The organism is Microbacterium sp., assembly GCF_047605725.1.
Taxonomy (GTDB): Bacteria; Actinomycetota; Actinomycetes; order Actinomycetales; family Microbacteriaceae; genus Microbacterium.
In genome coordinates this window covers 23,862-40,758 of record NZ_JASGFE010000023.1, presented here as the reverse complement: position 1 = coordinate 40,758, position 16,897 = coordinate 23,862, and the positions used below count along the sequence as shown (strand labels likewise).

Genomic DNA, 16,897 nt, shown 5'->3' with positions numbered 1-16,897 from the left:
ACCGACTTCGAGTGCGGTATCGGCCTCGGCAAGTACAACGACATCCAGGTCGGCGACGAGATCGAGACGACCGAGCTGGTGGAAAAGCCGCGCGGCTGAGCAGAAGGGGTCGTGACGCTCGAGGCGCCACGACCCCCGGGGCGGGCTTGGGGGAGAGCCCGCCTCTGGCCGGTGCAGGCCTCCGGGAGGCTACGGGGGATCGCCCTGGCCTGCACCGGATCAGCAGGGACGTCGGCGGCGACCGCTCATACTGACCCGTTCGTGGCGTGCGGCACCGTCGTCTCGCTCTGCGGTGCGATGGTCCGCGCGAGGAGGGGGCTGACGGGAGTCGTGCGCCGAGGACGATAGACGACACGTGACATGAAGACGAACCGGATCACGAATGCGACCAGGATCGTGACGCCTTGCGCGATGACGCTCGGCACCGGCGTGGTCTCCACGAGCAGATAGAGCAACGGCAGGCGCAGCATCGACTCGATGGTGTTGAAGCCGACAGAGGCGACGAACCTGTGCCAGAACGATCGGCCTTCGTGTCGGAGGTCGCGGAAGACGAAGATCTCCTGCAGGAAGAAGTTGCCGAGTATCGTCACGGCGGCCGCCACGGTGGCCGCGATCACGTAGCCGATCCCGAGAGCCACCAGAGCCGCCATGATCGCGAGGTTCGCGACGGCGCCGATCGCGCCGATCGCGGCGAACCGCGACATGCGGCCGAACCGCAGCGCAGCGAGCTGACGCAGGAAGCGGATGCCTTGCGCCAGGTCCGCCTTCGATTCGCCGGCGTGGCGCTCCGCGAAGATGAACGGCTCCTCGACCACCTGCATCCGGTGTCGGGCCAGGATCTCGAGCAGGATCTTGAAGCCGCGGGGGCGCAGCGCATCGATGTCGACCGATGAGCGCCGAACCGCGAAGAAGCCGGTCATCGGGTCGGTGCAGTTTCGCAGCCGCGCGGGGAACATGGCCCGCGTGAGCGCGATCGAGCCGTTCGAGACGAGCCTACGTCGCACGTCGCTGAGCCCCTGGTTGCTCCCGCCTCGCACGTGGCGCGAGGCGACGACGACATCAGCGCCGGTGGCCTGGGCCGACTGCAGCAGCACCGGCACCATCTCCGGGGGATGCTGGAGGTCGCCGTCCATGACCACGCACCAATCGGTCGCCGCGGATTGGAGGCCCTCCACGACGGCGCCGCTGAGTCCCCCGATCGCCTCCTCCCGGTGGATGACGCGAACCGGGATGGCACTCCACTGCGCCGCGTGCGCGACGGCCTGCGGCGTGTCGTCGGACGAATCGTCGACGAAGAGGATCTCAGCGGCGCCGGTGCCGACGGCGTCGTTCAGGCGTCGCACGATCTCGGCGACATTCGGTGCCTCGTTGAATGTGGGCACAATGATGGTGGCGTTCATTGGTCGTTCCCTTCGTCTCGGGTGGCGTCAGCGTGCGGCGGGGCGATTTCGGAGTCGTGCACCTGGCGCACGTTCCACGCGCCGAAGCTCACGACCACTCGGGAGTTGTCGTACGCCTGCCGCGCGGTCTCGAGTCCCAGGTAGTCGATGTTCGGCGCCACCGTCGGGCCGTCGATGATCCAGTCGATGTCGCGCCAGCCCCCGGGGTGCACGGCGTCGAACTCCGAATCGAGGTCGACCTTCTCCAGCACGATGGCGCGCCAGGGGTCGTTCCATCCGAGTTTGTCGACGTCCTGCCAGAGCGAGTACGGAACGACGACGACATCTTCGCGGGGCAGATGCCGGTCCACCCACTCCAGGGTGCGTCGCCAGTCCCTGTTCTCGTCCGCCATCAGCAGCGGCGTGCCACGGGCGACCCACTGCTCGAGCGGTATCAGCACGACGAGCAGACCGATGACGGCCGCGGCCAACGGGCCACCGGCCCGGGTCGCCGGCATCCGATTGCGAAGCAGGCTCTGCAGACCGCTCCAGGTGAGGAAGGCTCCGGCGCCGATGGCGAGGCTGAGCAACGGCAGGGCGCCGATGATGTACATCGCGGGCAGATAGCCCTGGCTCGCGACGATCGGCAGCGCGAAGCAGACGATGGCGACCGAGATCCACCGTGTGCTCGCCGCGAAGGCGCACACGAGCGCCCCGGCGACGCCGCCGACGATGATGTAGCCGTCCAGGAAGAACCAGGAGGTGAGCAGCTCGTGCCTGGATGACCCGGCCTCCCAGATCCAGCCGGATCCTGATCGGGACAGGAACTGGTATGCGAGGGCGTCTTGCAGCGACACGTGATCCGGGCCGGCCAGCAGTTCGCCCCGCAGCAGCGCCATGAGGGGATAGAGCGCGATGACGAGTGCGCCGATGGTCAGGAAGGCGACCACCGAGAACGAGCGGCCGCGCCAGCGGTGCTGTCCGACCGTGGCGAGCAGCAGCGCGGGGCCGAACGCGGCGAGCGTGAGCTTCGAGAGGATCGCGATCGCGAAGGCGACGCCGGCCGCGACATGGTCCCAGAGGGCGCGGCGGGGGGAGAGCGCGAGGTAGAGGGCCAGGAGGACCCACGGCATGCCGACGGTGTCGAGGAAGACCTGCCTGCCGAGCGTGAGCGACAGCGGGGAGCACACGAAGATCGTGGCCGCGGCGAGGGCGAAGGGCAGCGAGATCCGGATGCGCCGGGCGAGCAGGAAGATCATCGTCGCGGTGACGGCGAACAGGAACGCCGACACGTATCGCATCGCGGCGAGGTCCGAACCGCCGCCGAGGCCCAGCAGCTGCGGGATCCAGCCGAGCGCCGCGAGCTGGATCCACCCGAGCGGCGGGTGATCGTACCAATAGGTGTAGGGAGCGAGGGTGCCGTTCTGCACCGCCACGGCCTGCGCGACATAGGTGCCCTCGTCGTCCTGGAACGCCGGCGAGCCGGCCACGTTCCACGTGCCGATGACCAGCGCAACGACGAAGATCGCGAGCGGTACGGCGTTCTCCGGCCGAGCGAGCCACGCGACCGCGCGGCGCCGGATGCGCACGGCCGGGCGCTCGGGCGCCGGGGAGGAGATCGCCGAACCTACGGCCGCCTCGTCCGCCGGTGCGAGATCCGGGTTCTCCGGTGCCGTGATCGTCATCGCGCGACCTCCGCGCTGAGATAGCCGAGGTGGCTGCCGGAGTGCGCGGTCTTCTCCCACCGGAAGTCCCCGCCACGGAACTTCACATAGGCGCGGAGGGCGGCGATCGCGAGCAGGAGCTGGTAGGCGGGTGTGCTGAGGGCGAGCACCGCGTAGTCCCGTGCGGTGACCGGCAGGCCGTGATCGCGCCCGAACTCGCGGAACATGCAGGCTTCGAGTGCAACGGTCGCGATCGTCGTCACGAGCGGCAGGAAGGTGACCATCGTGACCGGCAGGGGGAACTTGGCCCAGATCGCGAGGACGATGGCAAGCGGGATGGCGATCCCGGTCAGCGCGACCAGGTGCTGCTGCGTCAGCGTCCACCACGCCGTCGCGCGCTCGCGCAGGGTGGGCAGGCGACGCCACAGGCCCTTCGAATAGACCTGCATGAAGCCCAGCGACCAGCGTGTGCGCTGTTTGACGAGAGCGCGTACGGTGTCGGGCGTCTCTTCCCGGGTCACCAGCTCGGGGGAGTAGGCGACCACGATGCGCCGCTGCATTGTCGACAGGCGCACCCCGAGCTCGCAGTCCTCGGCGAGGCACTCCTCGTCCCAGCCGCCGACGTCCTCCAGCAGCGCGCGACGGACGAAGACGGTGTTGCCGCCCAGCGGGATGAATCCGAGCCTGGCGTGCATGTGCAGACGCGAACTGAACCAGATGAAGTACTCGAGGCAGTTGCGCAGCGAGAACCACGTGTCGCGGTAGTTGATCAGCTGGACCGCGCCCTGGACGGCATCGGCGCCCGTCCTGCGAAAGCTGTTGTCGATGTTGCGGAGCAGATCCGGGGCGGCGACCGACTCCGCGTCGAACACGCCGACGATGTCGTTGCGGCACTGCCGCAGCGCCGAGTTGAGCTGCCGCGGCTTGTTCTTCACGGGGCTGTCGTCGACGGCCACGCGCACCCGATCGGGGCTCTCGGCGGCAAGGCGACGGGCGATGGCCGTCGTGGCGGGGTCGTCGTGACCGACCGAGATGAGGACTTCGAGCTCACGGTGGCTCTGCGAGAGCAGCCTCTGCAGCGTCGCCCGCATGACCTCCTCCGTCTCGTGGCGGCACGGCATGATGAGCGAGAAGCTGTGCGCGTCGTCGCCGTCGAGATCCGGGTACCCGGTGCTGGCGCGTGCGCCCGGATCCCACCACGCGTAGGTCGCGGCGTAGAGGGTGCTCACCGAGACCGCGAGCAGCAGCAACGCGAAGGCGATCAGTAGGACGGATGCGATGATCATGTGACGCTCCTGGGCAGAATTCGGGTTGCTGGGCCTGGGCGGATGGTCTGAGGTTCAGGGGACGGCGGATGCCGGATCGTCGGGCTCGCACGCCAGGCCGTCGCCGTCTCCGTCGAGTCGGTCGGGGTCGTCATCCGGGGCTCGTACAGAGATGCCGTCGGGGAAGAGCTGGACGACCTCGGTGCAGGTCCATGGGTGCGGCATCGAGAGCGGGTCCTCGCCGGCCTGCAGCATCTGTGCGGCGTGCGCCGCCATGCTCGGCGGGATCACCGGCAGGCATTGCCCGTCGTCGCCGTAGGAGGCGTGGCATCCGCCCGGAGCGATTCCCGACGCCAGCACCTCGTCCGGATCGATGGCCGCACGCGGCGTACCGAGCGAGTCCGCGCGACTGGTCTCCGGTGCGGCCGAGCTCGCTTCGGCCAGCGACGTGCGCGCCAGGTCTCCGGCCGATGCCCCCGCGGGAGGTTGCACGACCTCGGCCGTCGTCATGTCGACCGCGAGCGGTGCTCCGCTCGCCTGGACGGTGGGGAGCGCGTGGTGCTCGTGCAGGTCTTCGCCGGTGACGACGTCTTCGGTGCTGGTGGCCGCGCCGCGCGGCCACAGGAACACCGCGCCGACGAGCACGATCGATGCGATTGCGGCGACCGCGATCAGTGCGCGGCGCCGGCCGCCGCGTTCGCCGAGGAAGCTGCTCATTGCACCCACACCCACTCCGCTGTGCTCGGCACACCGTCTGCATCCAGCACGGTGAGCATGTACGGTCCCGGCGGCAGCAGGTTCGGATTGGCCGGGACCTGGGCCGTCCGTGTGTCTCCCGCGCCGACGATCGGAAGGTCGACGAGGCGCGCGTTCGTGTCGGTCTGGTGCGTCGACGACATGGGCGACATGAGCGAGGCCGAGGTGACGTCGCCGGTGAGCTGCAGGTCGAACACCTCGCCGTACGTCAGGGTCTGCGGTGCAGAGGTGATCGTCGGTCGTTCGCCGCGGTGCAGGTAGGCGGGGAGGTAGATCGAGATCCGCTGCTCGAACGAGTTGTCGGCCGGGTTGGAGCCGAAGACGGCGACCCGTCCGTCGGGGAGCACGAGCGACGTCGAGTGATAGTTCCGCCCGACCGGATCGGGACCGATGCTTGTCCACGCGTTCGTGACGGGGTCGAAGATCGCCGCGGTGAGCACGTCGTCCGCACGATTGAGCCGGGCCCCGTCCGCCGCCAGCACGGTGCGGTCGGGAAGATTGAGCACGTTGACGTAGGCCTTGCCCGGGCCGGGCAGGTCGGCAGCGGGCGTGTACTCCGGGGCGGGCAGCGAGAGGTCGATGATGTCGACCAGGTTGATCGCCGGCACGTTGCTGTCGGTGTTCCCCCCGCCGACGATCATGACACGCTGGTCCTGCGCGGGGGGCAGCAGCACGGAGCCGGCCTGGTCGCGCAGGTCCTTCTGGCGCAGCCCCGGGACATCCCACATCTGGGCGGTCGTCCAGTCGTAGAGGGAGGCGCCCGTGCCGGGGAGCCCGTTGCCGAACGTGTGACCGCCCGCGTAGAACAGCATCCCGTCGTCCAGCAGATACATGTGCGGATAGGTGCCCCAGAAGCTCCACGTCTGAGGCACTTCGCCGGGTGCCAGCCAGCGCATCTCGGAGGAGTCGAAGATCTCGGTGAGGACGGTGCCCTCGGCCTTCTCGTCGAGCCCGCCGGCAGCCCACAGGTCTCCGTTGCCCAGTTTCGTCAGGGTCGGATACCAGTGGGCGCCGGCCATGTCGGCGGTGGGGTGGAACTGGTCGTCCGCGGGATCGAAGTAGTAGCTCTTCCTGCTGCCCTTGAAGGTGTTCGGCCCCTGGTCCTCCTCGGGGAACGCTTCGGTGCCGCCCGTGAGGAGGACCTTCCCGTCGGGAAGGGTCACATGGCCCGCGCAGAACATGTCGTACGGCACCGGCACGTCGAGATAGGTGTCGTCCGCCGGGTTCCACACCACCGCCGTGAAGCTTCCTGCCGCGAAGGCCGTCCCGTCGTTGCCGCTTCCGGCGACCAGCAGAACGCGGCCGTCGTGGAGGAGCGTCGTGTGGATCGCGCGCACCGGCATGGGCGCGTCGAGCACCTCCCATGAGCCGATCTCGGCCGGATCGCCGGCCGGGTCGGGGCCGGGGTCGGGGTCGGGAGTGATCGCGCGCAGGGCATAGCCGGTCGTGGAGAGCTCCCCGTCCGCTGCGACGGAGACACCGAAAGCGACGCGGTCGACGGTGTCGGGCACGACGGGAAGGGCGACCGTCGTGCTCTCCCAGCCGCTGGTGGGCGGCAGCTCGCCGAGCTCGGTCCAGTACGACCAGCCGGTGGCCGTGTGCTGGAACGCCGTCAGGCCGGTGGCGGCCGACGTCGAGCGATAGCTGACGGCGAGCTCGTAGCTGGTCCCCGCCGTCACCCCTGGCGCGCACCCGGGCGCCTCGGACTGCAGCAGCTTCGCGTCACCGGACGAGCGGCCGGCCATCGAGATGGTGAAGGAACGCGCACCTGCCGGAGAGGTCGCCGGCACGTCGGCGCTGATCGCGCCGGTCGCGCCGTTGTCGCCCCAGCCGGCCAGCATGAAGCAGTCCGGAACGTCCCCCGATCCCTCGGCGAGATCGGGATTGACGATCAGGTTGTCGGTCACGGTGGGCACCTCGGGCTCGTCCGTGCCGGTCGCCCAGAGCGAGTAGTCGTCGGTGACCAGGGTGCCGCTGGCCGAGAGCGCGAGGCCGAAGACCATCCGATCGGTGCCGTCCGGGACGGCCGGGGTCGTCGCGACGGCCTGCGACCAGGTGGCGGATGCCGGGAGCACCGCGAAGTCCGCCCAGTACGTCCAGCCGGTGGCGTCATGCCGGAAGGCGGTGAGCTGGACGGGGACCGTCGAGGAGTACCAGACCCCGAGCTCGTACGTCGAGCCCGCCGCGACGGCGGGCGCACAGGCATCCGACTCGGTCTGCAGGAGCTTGCGGTCGCCGCCGGTGTACGCGCCGATCGTGACGGCGACCGCGCGGTCGCCGTCGTGACCGTCGACGAACGCCCATTCGCCCTCTGAGCCCCAGCCGCTCGCGTGGAAGCAGTCCGGCCACGCGCCCGCTTCGAGCGAGGCGTTGGCGACGAGGTTCTCCGGCGCCGCGGATGCGGTCGGCGGTGGCGCGATCGTGACGCCGAGCACGACGAGCAGAAGTGCTGCGGCGGCGGTGACGGCGATGGAGCGCAGAACGTTCACGGGTCCCCCAGCGACGCACCCGACCTTCGGTCGACGGCGTCAGACTCGCGTTGTGTGACAGCAGAAAATGGCCCGCTCCTGGGGATCCCACATCCCCGTAGTGCGGTGGATGGCGGTGCCGGCCGGGTTCCCCGTCAGGCTCAGCCACCTGTGGCGACGGTGCCCAACGTGTTGCAGTCGTCACGGTATTGCTCCGAGTCGCATGAGGGGAACTCCTCGAAATTCGGATCGGCGGGCGTGTCGCGGTCGTCCGAGAGGCCGCGGGCGGCCTGTTCCGCTTCGACGTCGGCTGTTCGGCCGGTGCCGAAAAAGACCCGGCCGAGTTGTTAATCCGAGCGCTCTGCTCAGGGGCTGCACTGGTCCCGGACAGGCGATGGAAAGGGTGCGGGAGACAGGTTCGGGGGTGTGGCGGAAGGGGCGAAACTTCGCCCGCGGTTCACCCCTTCTTAATGACGGCGAAACGCGAGACGGGCGAGAGCTGGTCTTCGACGCCCGGTTATCCTGGCAGTGCCGGGCTGGATCGGGCCTGCGGCATCGATCATGGCGCGTCGCGGGCGCGAGAACGGAGACACGATCATGGCCGGCAGCGACAGGGTGGCGCGGCTCGCGGATCGCATCCGCGTGCTTCTCGCGGAGCGTCTCGAGAAGGGGTTGCGCGACCCGCGCCTCGGGTTCGTCACGATCACCGACGTGCGCGTGACGGGCGACCTGCAGCACGCGTCGGTCTTCTACACGGTGCTCGGGTCCGACGAGGAGCGGGCGTCGTCGGCTGCGGCGCTGACCTCGGCCACCGGCATGCTCCGAAGCGCCATCGGGCGCCAGCTCGGAGTGCGGCTCACCCCGACGCTGGAGTTCATCCACGACGCGCTGCCCGAGAACGCGGGCCACATCGCCGACCTCCTGCGCGAGGCGCGCGAGCGCGACGAGGCGGTCGCCGGGCTCGCGGCATCCGCCCAGTACGCGGGCGACGCCGACCCGTACGTCAAGCCGCGCGAGGCCGACGCGGACGACTAGCCTCGCAGCGGATCCACCCGTCTCAGTCCGGGGATTCCGTCGAACGCCGGATCCGACGACGCGATGGTCTCGATGCCGTAGGCGAGGGCCGGTGCGCCGAGTGCGTGGAGGATCACCGAGGCGTCGATGAGCACCGCATCCTCGCCCATGGGGTTCATGAGATCTCGCGGAGCACCGGGGAGTCCAGAAGATCGTCCTTCGTGTGCGCCCAGTCCAGTGGCGTCGGCGTCGGATGGGCATCGGCGCGCGCGAACAGGCGCTCGAGCGCGGCCTGTGCGTCGGCGCGTCGACGGTTCAGTCGGGTCTCGACCGCCTCGCGGATGATGGCCCCGACGCTCGTCCGCTCGGCGCGCGCCTCGGCCTCCAGTCGCGCGTACAGCTCGGTGTCGAACAGCACCTGAACCCGCTTCTCCAGCATCGCCATGGATGAAGCCCACTCCTGCATGCACATGCATGTGCATGTCTCGCCGGCCGCGCGCTGACGCGGATCAGCTCGGCAGACGCAGCGTGCCGCCGGATGCCTCGGCCAGCCCGTCGGCGACGAGCGAGTCGATCGCGCGGTCGCGCTGGAGCGGATCGGGCCAGTCCGGGATGACGGCATCCTGCGGCATGGCATGGGCAGCTCTCAACGCCCTCAGCACCGCACCGCGCGCCTGCCGGTCGCTGCCCTCGTACCGGGCCTGACGGCGGCGCTCGTCGCCGGTGTCGGGGTAGCCGGCCGCCCGCCACGCGCATGCATGCGCGATCGGGCATATGTCGCAGCGCGCCGTGCGCGCGGTGCAGACGACGGCGCCGAGCTCCATCGTCGCGGCGTCGACGATCGCGGCATCGGCCGGCGCCTCGGGCAGGATCGCCGCCATCGCGTCGAGATCGCGCTTCGAGGGCGCGCCGGGCTGGCTGCGTCCCTCGATCGCACGGGCGAGCACGCGTCGGGTGTTCGTGTCGACGACGGGATGCCGGTCGCCGTACGCGAACACCGCCACCGCCCGCGCGGTGTAGTCGCCGATGCCGCTGAGCTCCAGGAGCGCCGCGACATCGCGGGGCACGGTGCCCTCGTGCCGGTCGCGGATCTGCACCGCGGCGCGGTGCAGCCACAGCGCGCGGCGCGGATAGCCCAGGTTCGCCCACTGCCGCACCGCCTCGGCCGGCGCGTCGGCGGCGAGCGCGGTCGGGGTCGGCCACCGGTCCAGCCAGGCCTCCAGGTGCGGGACCACGCGAGCGACCGGCGTCTGCTGCAGCATGAACTCGCTCACGAGCACCCCCCACGCCCCGAACCCGGGGCGTCGCCACGGGAGGTCGCGCGCGTTGTCGCGGTACCACGCGATGAGCGGGGTCGCGAGATCCGGCATCCGCTCAGCATAGGCGCGGGTCAGCCCACGACCTCGACACCGCGTGCCGCGGCCGCCGACCGGAGCCCCTGGTCGAAGGTCGCGAGCGGCGCGCCGAGCTGCTCGGCAAGCACGAGCACGTAGCAGTCCGGCAGCGCGACCCTAGTCTGCGCGCGGACAGTCGCCACGCGGACGGGCTCGTCCTCATCGGGCGTCCACAGCCGCAGGCCCAGCCCGTCGACGAGTGCATCGCGCACCTCGTCCGCGATGCCCGCCCGAGCCGGGACCACGAGGCATTCGGCGAGCGTGACCGGGTGGATGATCAGGTCGTCCGCCCGCGCCAGGAGCGCCGCGGCGCGTCCGGCATGCCGGTCATGCTCCGAACGGAGAGCGATGACGACGCTGGCATCGAGGATCATCGCGCCCACTCCGCGCGGAGGCGCTCGCGCTCGTCGGGAGAGTGGAGCTCCCCGGCGAGCGCGCGCAGGCGTGTCAGAGCAGCCGCACGATCGGCGGCGCGCCGCACGTGCTCCTCTGCACCGGACCGGTCTCCGGCGAGAGCGAGCCGGAGGACCAGCTCGCTCCGCGAGGCGCCGGGCCAGCGCTCGGCGGCGCGCTCCAGCGCGGCGAGGAGCTCGTCGTTCGGCGTCACCTGGATGCGCGGGTGTACCGTCGTCATGACAGGAGTGTACCACCCGGTCGCAACCGTAGGCTGGTGCCATGCGCCTGCCCACCACGCCCGCCTCGACGCTGTGGCGATCGCTGCGCGACGAGGTGCGGCAGCACAACCGGCGGGGCCGCGTGCTCATCGGGGTCGACGGGATCGATGGGGCCGGCAAGACGACCTTCGCCGGCAACCTCGCGAAGGTCTTCGCCGAGGAGGACGTGGCCGTGTTCCATGCCTCGCTCGATGACTTCCACCGGCCGCGCGCCGACCGGTATGCGCGCGGACGCAGGTCACCCGAGGGGCACTACCGCGACTCCTACGACCTCACGACGTTCCGGCGGGTGCTGGTGGATCCGTTCCGCGGCGGCGGGGACGTGGGAACCGGCTTCCAGCTGCGCGCATTCGACCTCGACCGTGATGCCCCCGTCGAGGCGGACTGGACGACGGCTCCGCGCGACGCGTACCTGATCGTCGACGGGCTCTTCCTGCACCGGCCCGAGCTTCGCGGGCTCTGGCACTGGTCGGTGTGGCTCGACGTGCCGGTCGACGTGGCGTACGCCCGGATGGCGGCACGCGACGGCACCGACCCCGACCCGGCCGCGCCGTCGAACGCGCGCTACCGGCAGGGGTTCGAGCTCTACCTGCGCGACGGCGACCCGCGTGCCGCCGCCTCGGCGATCGTCGACAACACCGACCCCGCCGCTCCGACCCGCGTGTACCGGGACTTCTGCTGATGGCCGGGGACCGGCTCGGGGCCGCGCCGAACGGCATCCTGCTCGTCGACAAGCCCGGCGGCATCACGAGCCACGACGTCGTCGCGCGGGCGCGCCGCGCCCTGCAGACCCGCAGGATCGGGCACGCCGGCACGCTCGACCCGATGGCGACCGGCCTGCTGATCCTCGGCGTGGGCGCCGCGACGCGCCTGCTCACCTACCTCGTCGGACTCGACAAGACCTACGAGGCGACGATCCGGCTGGGCGTTTCCACCGACTCCGACGATGCCGACGGCGCCGAGACGGCGAGAGCGGATGCCGCGGCCGTCGCCGCCGTCACCGATGACGCCCTGCGCGCCGGGGTCGCCGCGCTGACCGGCGAGCTCGCCCAGGTGCCCAGCCGCGTCTCGGCGATCAAGGTCGGCGGGCGCCGCGCCTACGACCTGGCCCGCGCGGGGGAGGAGGTCGAGCTCAAGGCCCGGCGCGTGACCGTGTCGCGCTTCGACGTGCTCGCCGTCCGGCGGGCGGAGGGCGTGCTCGACCTCGACGTCGTCGTGGACTGCTCCAGCGGCACGTACATCCGCGCTCTCGCCCGCGACCTGGGCGCGGCGCTCGGCGTCGGCGGCCACCTGACGGCGCTCCGCCGCACCCGCATCGGGCCGTTCGACGTCGCAGGCGCGGTCGCCGATCTTGCGCCGGGGGTCGAGCTGCGCAGCGCGGCCGAGGTCGCGGCATCCGTCCTCGGCGTCTTCGCGGTGACAGCCGACGAGGCGCGCGACCTGCGGCACGGCAAGCGGCTGATCGGTGCCGCGTCGCGCCTGCCGTCGCCGACGCCCGCGGCTCTCGATCCGGCAGGGCGGCTCGTCGGCGTCGTCGAGCGGCGCGGCGAGGACGTCAAGAGCGTCATGAACCTGGCGGAGGAGGCTTCGTGATCCTGTGGTTCTCGATCGTCCAGGTGATCGCGGCGAGCGTCGCGGGAGTGCTGTGCGTGGTGCTGGGGCTCGCCGGGCGCCGCCCCAGCGACCTCAGCGTCGGCGCGATGGCCGCGGTGCTGCTGCTGCTGATCGTCCAGGTCGTCGTCGCGATCATCGCCCCGCTGGCGGGAAACCCTCCGACCGGGAGCCTCCTGGAGTACTGGGTGTACCTCGTCTCGGCGGTGCTGCTGCCGCCCGGCGCCGTGCTGTGGGCGCTCGTGGAGCGCAGCCGCTGGAGCACCGTGATCATGGGCATCGCAGCTCTCGCCGTGGCGGTCATGGTCTGGCGCATGCACGTCATCTGGACCATCCAGCTGGCCTGAGCGGAATGGGCGGGTTGCCGTCGCGCGGTCGCTATCATTGACGGGTCATGACTTCGTCCCGCCCCCGCGTGACCGGCATCGGCCGTGTGCTCGTGATCGTCTACGCGATCATGGCGCTCGCCGCGACCGGTCGCTCGTTCGTCCAGATCGTGCAGCGGTTCGACGAGGCGCCGGTCGCCTATACGCTGTCCGCGGTCGCCGCAGTCGTCTACCTGGTCGCGACGCTCGCCCTCGTGTTCGCCGGCTCCCGCCGCTGGTACATCATCGCGTGGCTCACGATCACCTTCGAGCTGGCCGGCGTGATCGTCGTCGGTGCGCTGTCGTTCGCACTGCCGGAGCTGTTCGCCCACCAGACCGTGTGGTCGTGGTTCGGGCGCGGCTACCTGTTCATCCCGCTCGTGCTGCCCTTCTTCGGCCTGTGGTGGCTGGCCAAGCACCCCGTCGCGGTCCCGGTCGCGGTCAAGGATGCCGCCGCCGAGCCGGTCGCCACGTGATCGTCTTCCGCGACGAGAGCGATGTACCGGCCGGGTTCGGCCCCTCGGTGGTCGCGATCGGCAAGTTCGACGGCGTGCACGCCGGGCACCGGGCGGTGCTCGAGCGCGCGCGTGTGGACGCGACGCCGGGAGGGGCGAAGGTCGTTGCGGTCACGTTCGACCGCAACCCGCTCGCGCTGCTGCGGCCGGACCTGTGCCCGGTGAGCCTCATCGGCGTGAACCAGAAGCTGCAGCTGCTCGCCGACAGCGGCATCGACGCGACGCTCCTGCTGCGCTTCGACGACGCGCTCGCGAGCCTCGATGCCACGACGTTCGTGGAGCGCTACCTCGTCGAGGCCCTCCACGCGAGGACGGTGCTCGTCGGAGCGGACTTCCGCTTCGGCCGGGGCGGCGCGGGAACCCCCGAGCTGCTGCGCGAGCTGGGTCGGGTGCACGGGTTCGAGGTCGACGTCGTCTCCGACGTGCGTGCGATCGGCGGTCGGCGGGTCTCCTCGACCTGGATCCGGGAGCTGCTCGACGCCGGCGACGTGGCTGCCGCGCGGCGGCTGCTCGGCCGTCCGCACGCGGTGTGGGGCGAGGTCGTGCGCGGGATGGCCCGGGGACGGGAGCTGGGCTTTCCCACCGCGAACCTGTCGCCGCAGCTGGAGGGCTTCGTGCCCGCCGACGGCGTCTACGCGGGCTGGCTCGTCGACGAGGGGTCGGCCGACGGGCTGCGCCCCGGCCTCCGGTACCCCGCGGCCATCAGCGTCGGCATCAACCCCACGTTCGACGACGTGCACGCGCGCCAGGTGGAGGCCTACGTGCTCGACGAGACCGACCTCGACCTCTACGGGCACCTGGTCGAGCTGCAGTTCGTCGCCCGGGTGCGCGGCATGGCGGCCTTCGACGACGTCGACGCCCTCGTCGCGCAGATGACCGCCGACGTCGCCGACGTCCGGCGCCTGCTCACCTGACCGGCCGCCGCGTCCCGCTTACAGGGCGAGGTGGCCGTAGTGCGGCTGAAACCCGTCGTCGGGCCCGGTTCGCCCTGTAAGCGGGACCACCGGGGCCGCTGCTGAGCCATCCCACGGGGCGTGCAGCCACCAGCGGCGCACGGACGCCGCGCAGTGCGGCTACACTGGGCGTGAAGGATCTCGTCGCCCCGATCGCCGCAGCTCGCCGAAGCGAGTACCCGCAGCCGGGAGGACCGTTCCTCGCCGAACCCGTCGCACGTCGCCCGCGTGCGGCGATCAGAAGCGGTCGCTTCGCGACCACGCCGGCGTATACCGGCCACACGCTCAGGAGGAGCATGCCGACCACGGCATCCACCGCGCAGAGGACTGCGCCGAACCGCAGAAGGACGTCGTCCGCGCGCCGCGACGAGGACGCGCCCCTCATCCCGATCCTCGCCCGCAAGGTGCGCGAGGTGGAGGCCAAGGCCCAGCGCGGCAAGCTCGGCCCCACGAACCGCGTGAAGTTCCAGGTCATCGCGTTCCTCGTGCGCGAGGAGCGCGCGAGGGTCCGCTCCGATGCGACCGTGGACCTCGCCGCCCGCACCGAGCTGCTCAAGCGCCTCGACGGGGTGGCGACGATCCTCGCCAAGACGGCGGCCCGCGACACCTCGCTGATCCACCTGCTCGAGGTCGACCAGGCGACCTCGCCGGTGGCGCGCCGCATGCGCCGGGACTGGCTGATCGAGTCGGGGGCGGAGCTCGCGCCCGACGAGCTGATCATCACGGATGCCGCGCCCGCGCCCGCAGCCCCGGTGGTGCCGCCCGCGCTGGCCGACCGCCAGGTCGTGCCGCCGCAGATCGAGGCCCGCCGCGAGGCCAACCCGTTCCTCGCCCCCGACTTGACGCTGCGCGCCCCCGCGGCCACGCCGCGCCGGAGGCTCGACGGCTGGGAGCTCATGCAGCCGCTGTACAAGGCGTTCGAGTCCGGCGCGGGCGGCGGCTCGGCCTCGATGGAGCTGCCCCCGGTGCCCGAGTTCGACCGGCTCTCGCCCAAGGGTCTGGAGGTCATGCCCCACCAGTCGCGGTTCCTGGAGGCCGTCCGTGCGGGTCATCGTTCGTTCCTGCTGGCCGACGAGCCGGGCCTCGGGAAGACCGCGGAGTCGGTGCTGGCGGCATCCGTCGCGAACGCCTATCCGCTCCTGGCGGTCGTCCCCAACGTCGTGAAGATGAACTGGGCGCGCGAGGTCGCGCGGTGGACGCCGCAGCGCAAGGCCACGGTCATCCATGGCGACGGCGAGACGATCGACGCGTTCGCGGACGTGTTCGTCGTCAACTACGAAGTGCTCGACCGGCACCTGTCGTGGCTGAGCTCGATCGGCCTGAAAGGCATGGTCGTCGACGAGGCGCACTTCATCAAGAACCTCGGCTCGCAGCGCTCGCAGAACGTGCTGGCGCTGGCCTCCCGCATCCGCGAGCAGGTGCGCGATCCGCTCCTGCTCGCCCTCACCGGCACGCCGCTGATCAACGACGTCGAGGACTTCGACGCGATCTGGCGTTTCCTCGGCTGGACCAACGGCGAGAAGCCCGGTCCCGAGTTGATGGCCAAGCTCGACGCCACCGGCCTCACCCCGGCCGACAAGGCGTTCTATCCCGAGGCGCGCGACGCGGTGATCTCGATGGGCATCGTGCGCCGCAAGAAGAAGGACGTCGCCCACGACCTCCCCGACAAGCTCATCGCGGATCTCCCGGTGGAGCTCGACGACGAGTTCGGCCGGTCGATCCAGCGCGCCGAGCGCGAGCTGGGACAGCGGCTGGCGGCGAAGTACCGGTCCATCCTCGAGGCGCGCGGCGACCGCGTGCGCATCGGCGAGGTCGACGAGGACATCGTCCGTCTCGTCGCGCAGGCCGAGCTGGAGGAGTCCAAGGCCGCCGGCACCGGCGCCGACAACGTCTTCACGATGGTGCGCCGGATCGGTCAGGCCAAGGCACTGCTGGCCGCCGACTACGCCGCGCAGCTGCAGCGCTCGGTCGGCAAGGTCGTGTTCTTCGCCAAGCACATCGACGTGATGGATGCCGCGGAGGCGCACTTCGCCTCCGTCGGGCTGCGCACGGTCTCGATCCGGGGAGACCAGACCACCCCCGCCCGGCAGCAGGCGATCGACGCGTTCGACAACGACCCGGGCGTCGCGATCGCGGTCTGCTCGCTGACGGCTGCGGGCGTGGGCGTGAACATGCAGGCCGCGTCCAACGTCGTGCTCGCCGAGCTGAGCTGGACCGCCGCGGAGCAGACGCAGGCCATCGACCGCGTCCACCGCATCGGTCAGGACGAGCCGGTCACGGCGTGGCGGATCATCGCCGCGCACACGATCGACACGAAGATCGCCGAGCTCATCGACGCCAAGCAGGGGCTCGCGCAGCGCGCTCTCGACGGCGTCGCTGTGGACCCGGCATCCAGCGACTCGGTGCAGCTGTCCGCCCTCATGCACCTGCTGCGCGAGGCGCTCGGGGCCGCGTAGCCCTGCGCGCTGCCTTCATCGGCCGGATGCCGCGAGGCGGACCTGCCGGGTGTCGTTCCACGGGATGCCGGCTGCCTCGAACGCGAGGAGAGCGGCGCCGCGGAGCGGGTCGAGCGCGGGTGCGACGATCGTCGCCGGCGCCTCGTCGCCGTCGGCGCGCAGGGCGGCGGCCAGCCTCCTGCGGAAGGCGGGGTCGGTGGCGACCGCGCCGGCGAGCGCGACCGGGGCGGGCCGCTCGCCGATCAGCGCGCTGAGCAGTCGAACCCCGCGAGCGGTCTTCTCCGCCAGGAAGCGGACCGTCCGGTCGGCCAGCGGCGATGTGTCGGCGGCGGCCGTGATCACGGGCGCGAGCGTGCCGTAGCGGGGCATGACATCCCGGCGCT

At 71.2% G+C, this 16,897-nt stretch carries 18 protein-coding genes; 7 read left to right on the top strand and 11 right to left on the bottom strand.

All coding sequences use genetic code 11. From position 1 onward, the window contains the following. Positions 1–245: 245 nt before the first annotated feature. From QM641_RS06920 to QM641_RS06900, 5 genes are read right to left on the bottom strand one after another with little or no spacing between them, the layout of a single operon-like run. The gene (locus QM641_RS06920; RefSeq protein ID WP_415114812.1) at positions 246–1,400 is read right to left on the bottom strand and encodes a glycosyltransferase; all 1,155 of its coding nucleotides are present in this window, start codon (positions 1,398–1,400) and stop codon (positions 246–248) included. Beyond that, entirely contained in the window at positions 1,397–3,064 is a 1,668-nt protein-coding gene (locus tag QM641_RS06915) for a glycosyltransferase family 39 protein (protein ID WP_415114809.1), read from the bottom strand. The genes QM641_RS06920 and QM641_RS06915 overlap by 4 nt, the downstream gene beginning before the upstream one ends. After that, positions 3,061–4,329, bottom strand: a complete 1,269-nt coding sequence (locus QM641_RS06910) for a glycosyltransferase (protein WP_415114807.1) — start codon at positions 4,327–4,329, stop codon at positions 3,061–3,063. The genes QM641_RS06915 and QM641_RS06910 overlap by 4 nt, the downstream gene beginning before the upstream one ends. Before the next feature lie 54 nt (positions 4,330–4,383). Further along, positions 4,384–5,025, bottom strand: a complete 642-nt coding sequence (locus QM641_RS06905; protein ID WP_415114805.1) for a hypothetical protein — start codon at positions 5,023–5,025, stop codon at positions 4,384–4,386. Next, the gene (locus QM641_RS06900) at positions 5,022–7,553 is read right to left on the bottom strand and encodes a galactose oxidase-like domain-containing protein (protein ID WP_415114803.1); all 2,532 of its coding nucleotides are present in this window, start codon (positions 7,551–7,553) and stop codon (positions 5,022–5,024) included. Before QM641_RS06900 ends, QM641_RS06905 begins: the two co-directional genes overlap by 4 nt. Before the next feature lie 576 nt (positions 7,554–8,129). On the opposite strand from QM641_RS06900, the gene rbfA reads away from it, so the two are divergent. Continuing rightward, positions 8,130–8,567 carry a 30S ribosome-binding factor RbfA gene (gene rbfA / locus QM641_RS06895; RefSeq protein WP_415114814.1) on the top strand — a complete coding sequence of 146 codons (438 nt, stop codon included), beginning with the start codon at positions 8,130–8,132 and terminating at the stop codon, positions 8,565–8,567. On the opposite strand, the gene QM641_RS06890 is transcribed toward rbfA, so the two are convergent. From QM641_RS06890 to QM641_RS06870, 5 genes are all read right to left on the bottom strand, one after another. Beyond that, a complete protein-coding gene (locus tag QM641_RS06890; protein ID WP_415114801.1) occupies positions 8,564–8,716 on the bottom strand; it encodes a hypothetical protein in 153 nt (50 codons plus the stop codon). The genes rbfA and QM641_RS06890 overlap by 4 nt on opposite strands. Before the next feature lie 5 nt (positions 8,717–8,721). Further along, positions 8,722–8,991, bottom strand: coding sequence for a ribbon-helix-helix protein, CopG family (locus tag QM641_RS06885; protein ID WP_415114799.1), 270 nt, complete (start codon positions 8,989–8,991; stop codon positions 8,722–8,724). Between the two features lie 64 nt (positions 8,992–9,055). Continuing rightward, positions 9,056–9,916, bottom strand: coding sequence for an A/G-specific adenine glycosylase (locus tag QM641_RS06880; protein ID WP_415114797.1), 861 nt, complete (start codon positions 9,914–9,916; stop codon positions 9,056–9,058). Positions 9,917–9,936: 20 nt separating this feature from the next. Then, positions 9,937–10,314, bottom strand: coding sequence for a type II toxin-antitoxin system VapC family toxin (locus QM641_RS06875; protein WP_415114795.1), 378 nt, complete (start codon positions 10,312–10,314; stop codon positions 9,937–9,939). Next, positions 10,311–10,574: a hypothetical protein gene (locus QM641_RS06870; RefSeq protein WP_415114793.1), complete on the bottom strand. Its 264-nt coding sequence runs from the start codon at positions 10,572–10,574 to the stop codon at positions 10,311–10,313. The genes QM641_RS06875 and QM641_RS06870 overlap by 4 nt, the downstream gene beginning before the upstream one ends. Positions 10,575–10,615: 41 nt before the next feature. Here QM641_RS06870 and QM641_RS06865 point away from each other — a divergent pair, with 41 nt between their 5' ends. The 6 genes from QM641_RS06865 (at position 10,616) to QM641_RS06840 (ending at position 16,514) form a co-directional block, all read left to right on the top strand. After that, on the top strand, positions 10,616–11,296 hold the full coding sequence (locus tag QM641_RS06865; protein ID WP_415114791.1) for a uridine kinase: 681 nt from the start codon (positions 10,616–10,618) through the stop codon (positions 11,294–11,296). Beyond that, positions 11,296–12,207 (top strand): tRNA pseudouridine(55) synthase TruB, encoded by a 912-nt coding sequence (gene truB / locus QM641_RS06860; RefSeq protein ID WP_415114789.1) that lies wholly within the window; start codon positions 11,296–11,298, stop codon positions 12,205–12,207. The genes QM641_RS06865 and truB overlap by 1 nt, the downstream gene beginning before the upstream one ends. After that, positions 12,204–12,572, top strand: a complete 369-nt coding sequence (locus tag QM641_RS06855; protein WP_415114788.1) for a hypothetical protein — start codon at positions 12,204–12,206, stop codon at positions 12,570–12,572. The genes truB and QM641_RS06855 overlap by 4 nt, the downstream gene beginning before the upstream one ends. A gap of 47 nt (positions 12,573–12,619) precedes the next feature. Then, on the top strand, positions 12,620–13,066 hold the full coding sequence (locus QM641_RS06850) for a hypothetical protein (RefSeq protein WP_415114787.1): 447 nt from the start codon (positions 12,620–12,622) through the stop codon (positions 13,064–13,066). Further along, positions 13,063–14,019, top strand: coding sequence for a bifunctional riboflavin kinase/FAD synthetase (locus QM641_RS06845; RefSeq protein ID WP_415114786.1), 957 nt, complete (start codon positions 13,063–13,065; stop codon positions 14,017–14,019). The genes QM641_RS06850 and QM641_RS06845 overlap by 4 nt, the downstream gene beginning before the upstream one ends. 335 nt (positions 14,020–14,354) lie before the next feature. Continuing rightward, positions 14,355–16,514: a DEAD/DEAH box helicase gene (locus QM641_RS06840; RefSeq protein WP_415114785.1), complete on the top strand. Its 2,160-nt coding sequence runs from the start codon at positions 14,355–14,357 to the stop codon at positions 16,512–16,514. A 15-nt stretch (positions 16,515–16,529) separates the two neighbouring features. On the opposite strand, the gene QM641_RS06835 is transcribed toward QM641_RS06840, so the two are convergent. Then, positions 16,530–16,856, bottom strand: a complete 327-nt coding sequence (locus QM641_RS06835) for a hypothetical protein (RefSeq protein WP_415114784.1) — start codon at positions 16,854–16,856, stop codon at positions 16,530–16,532. Between the last annotated feature and the right edge of the window lie 41 nt (positions 16,857–16,897).

What these genes read in the sequence shown, in the direction of transcription:
- QM641_RS06920 (WP_415114812.1), bottom strand. Translation starts at nt 1,400, where the DNA reads ATGAACGCCACCATCATTGTGCCCACATTCAACGAGGCACCGAATGTC.
- QM641_RS06915 (WP_415114809.1), bottom strand. Translation starts at nt 3,064, where the DNA reads ATGACGATCACGGCACCGGAGAACCCGGATCTCGCACCGGCGGACGAG.
- QM641_RS06910 (WP_415114807.1), bottom strand. Translation starts at nt 4,329, where the DNA reads ATGATCATCGCATCCGTCCTACTGATCGCCTTCGCGTTGCTGCTGCTC.
- QM641_RS06905 (WP_415114805.1), bottom strand. Translation starts at nt 5,025, where the DNA reads ATGAGCAGCTTCCTCGGCGAACGCGGCGGCCGGCGCCGCGCACTGATC.
- rbfA (WP_415114814.1), top strand. Translation starts at nt 8,130, where the DNA reads ATGGCCGGCAGCGACAGGGTGGCGCGGCTCGCGGATCGCATCCGCGTG.
- QM641_RS06890 (WP_415114801.1), bottom strand. Translation starts at nt 8,716, where the DNA reads ATGGGCGAGGATGCGGTGCTCATCGACGCCTCGGTGATCCTCCACGCA.
- QM641_RS06885 (WP_415114799.1), bottom strand. Translation starts at nt 8,991, where the DNA reads ATGGCGATGCTGGAGAAGCGGGTTCAGGTGCTGTTCGACACCGAGCTG.
- QM641_RS06880 (WP_415114797.1), bottom strand. Translation starts at nt 9,916, where the DNA reads ATGCCGGATCTCGCGACCCCGCTCATCGCGTGGTACCGCGACAACGCG.
- QM641_RS06875 (WP_415114795.1), bottom strand. Translation starts at nt 10,314, where the DNA reads ATGATCCTCGATGCCAGCGTCGTCATCGCTCTCCGTTCGGAGCATGAC.
- QM641_RS06870 (WP_415114793.1), bottom strand. Translation starts at nt 10,574, where the DNA reads ATGACGACGGTACACCCGCGCATCCAGGTGACGCCGAACGACGAGCTC.
- QM641_RS06865 (WP_415114791.1), top strand. Translation starts at nt 10,616, where the DNA reads ATGCGCCTGCCCACCACGCCCGCCTCGACGCTGTGGCGATCGCTGCGC.
- truB (WP_415114789.1), top strand. Translation starts at nt 11,296, where the DNA reads ATGGCCGGGGACCGGCTCGGGGCCGCGCCGAACGGCATCCTGCTCGTC.
- QM641_RS06850 (WP_415114787.1), top strand. Translation starts at nt 12,620, where the DNA reads ATGACTTCGTCCCGCCCCCGCGTGACCGGCATCGGCCGTGTGCTCGTG.
- QM641_RS06840 (WP_415114785.1), top strand. Translation starts at nt 14,355, where the DNA reads ATGCCGACCACGGCATCCACCGCGCAGAGGACTGCGCCGAACCGCAGA.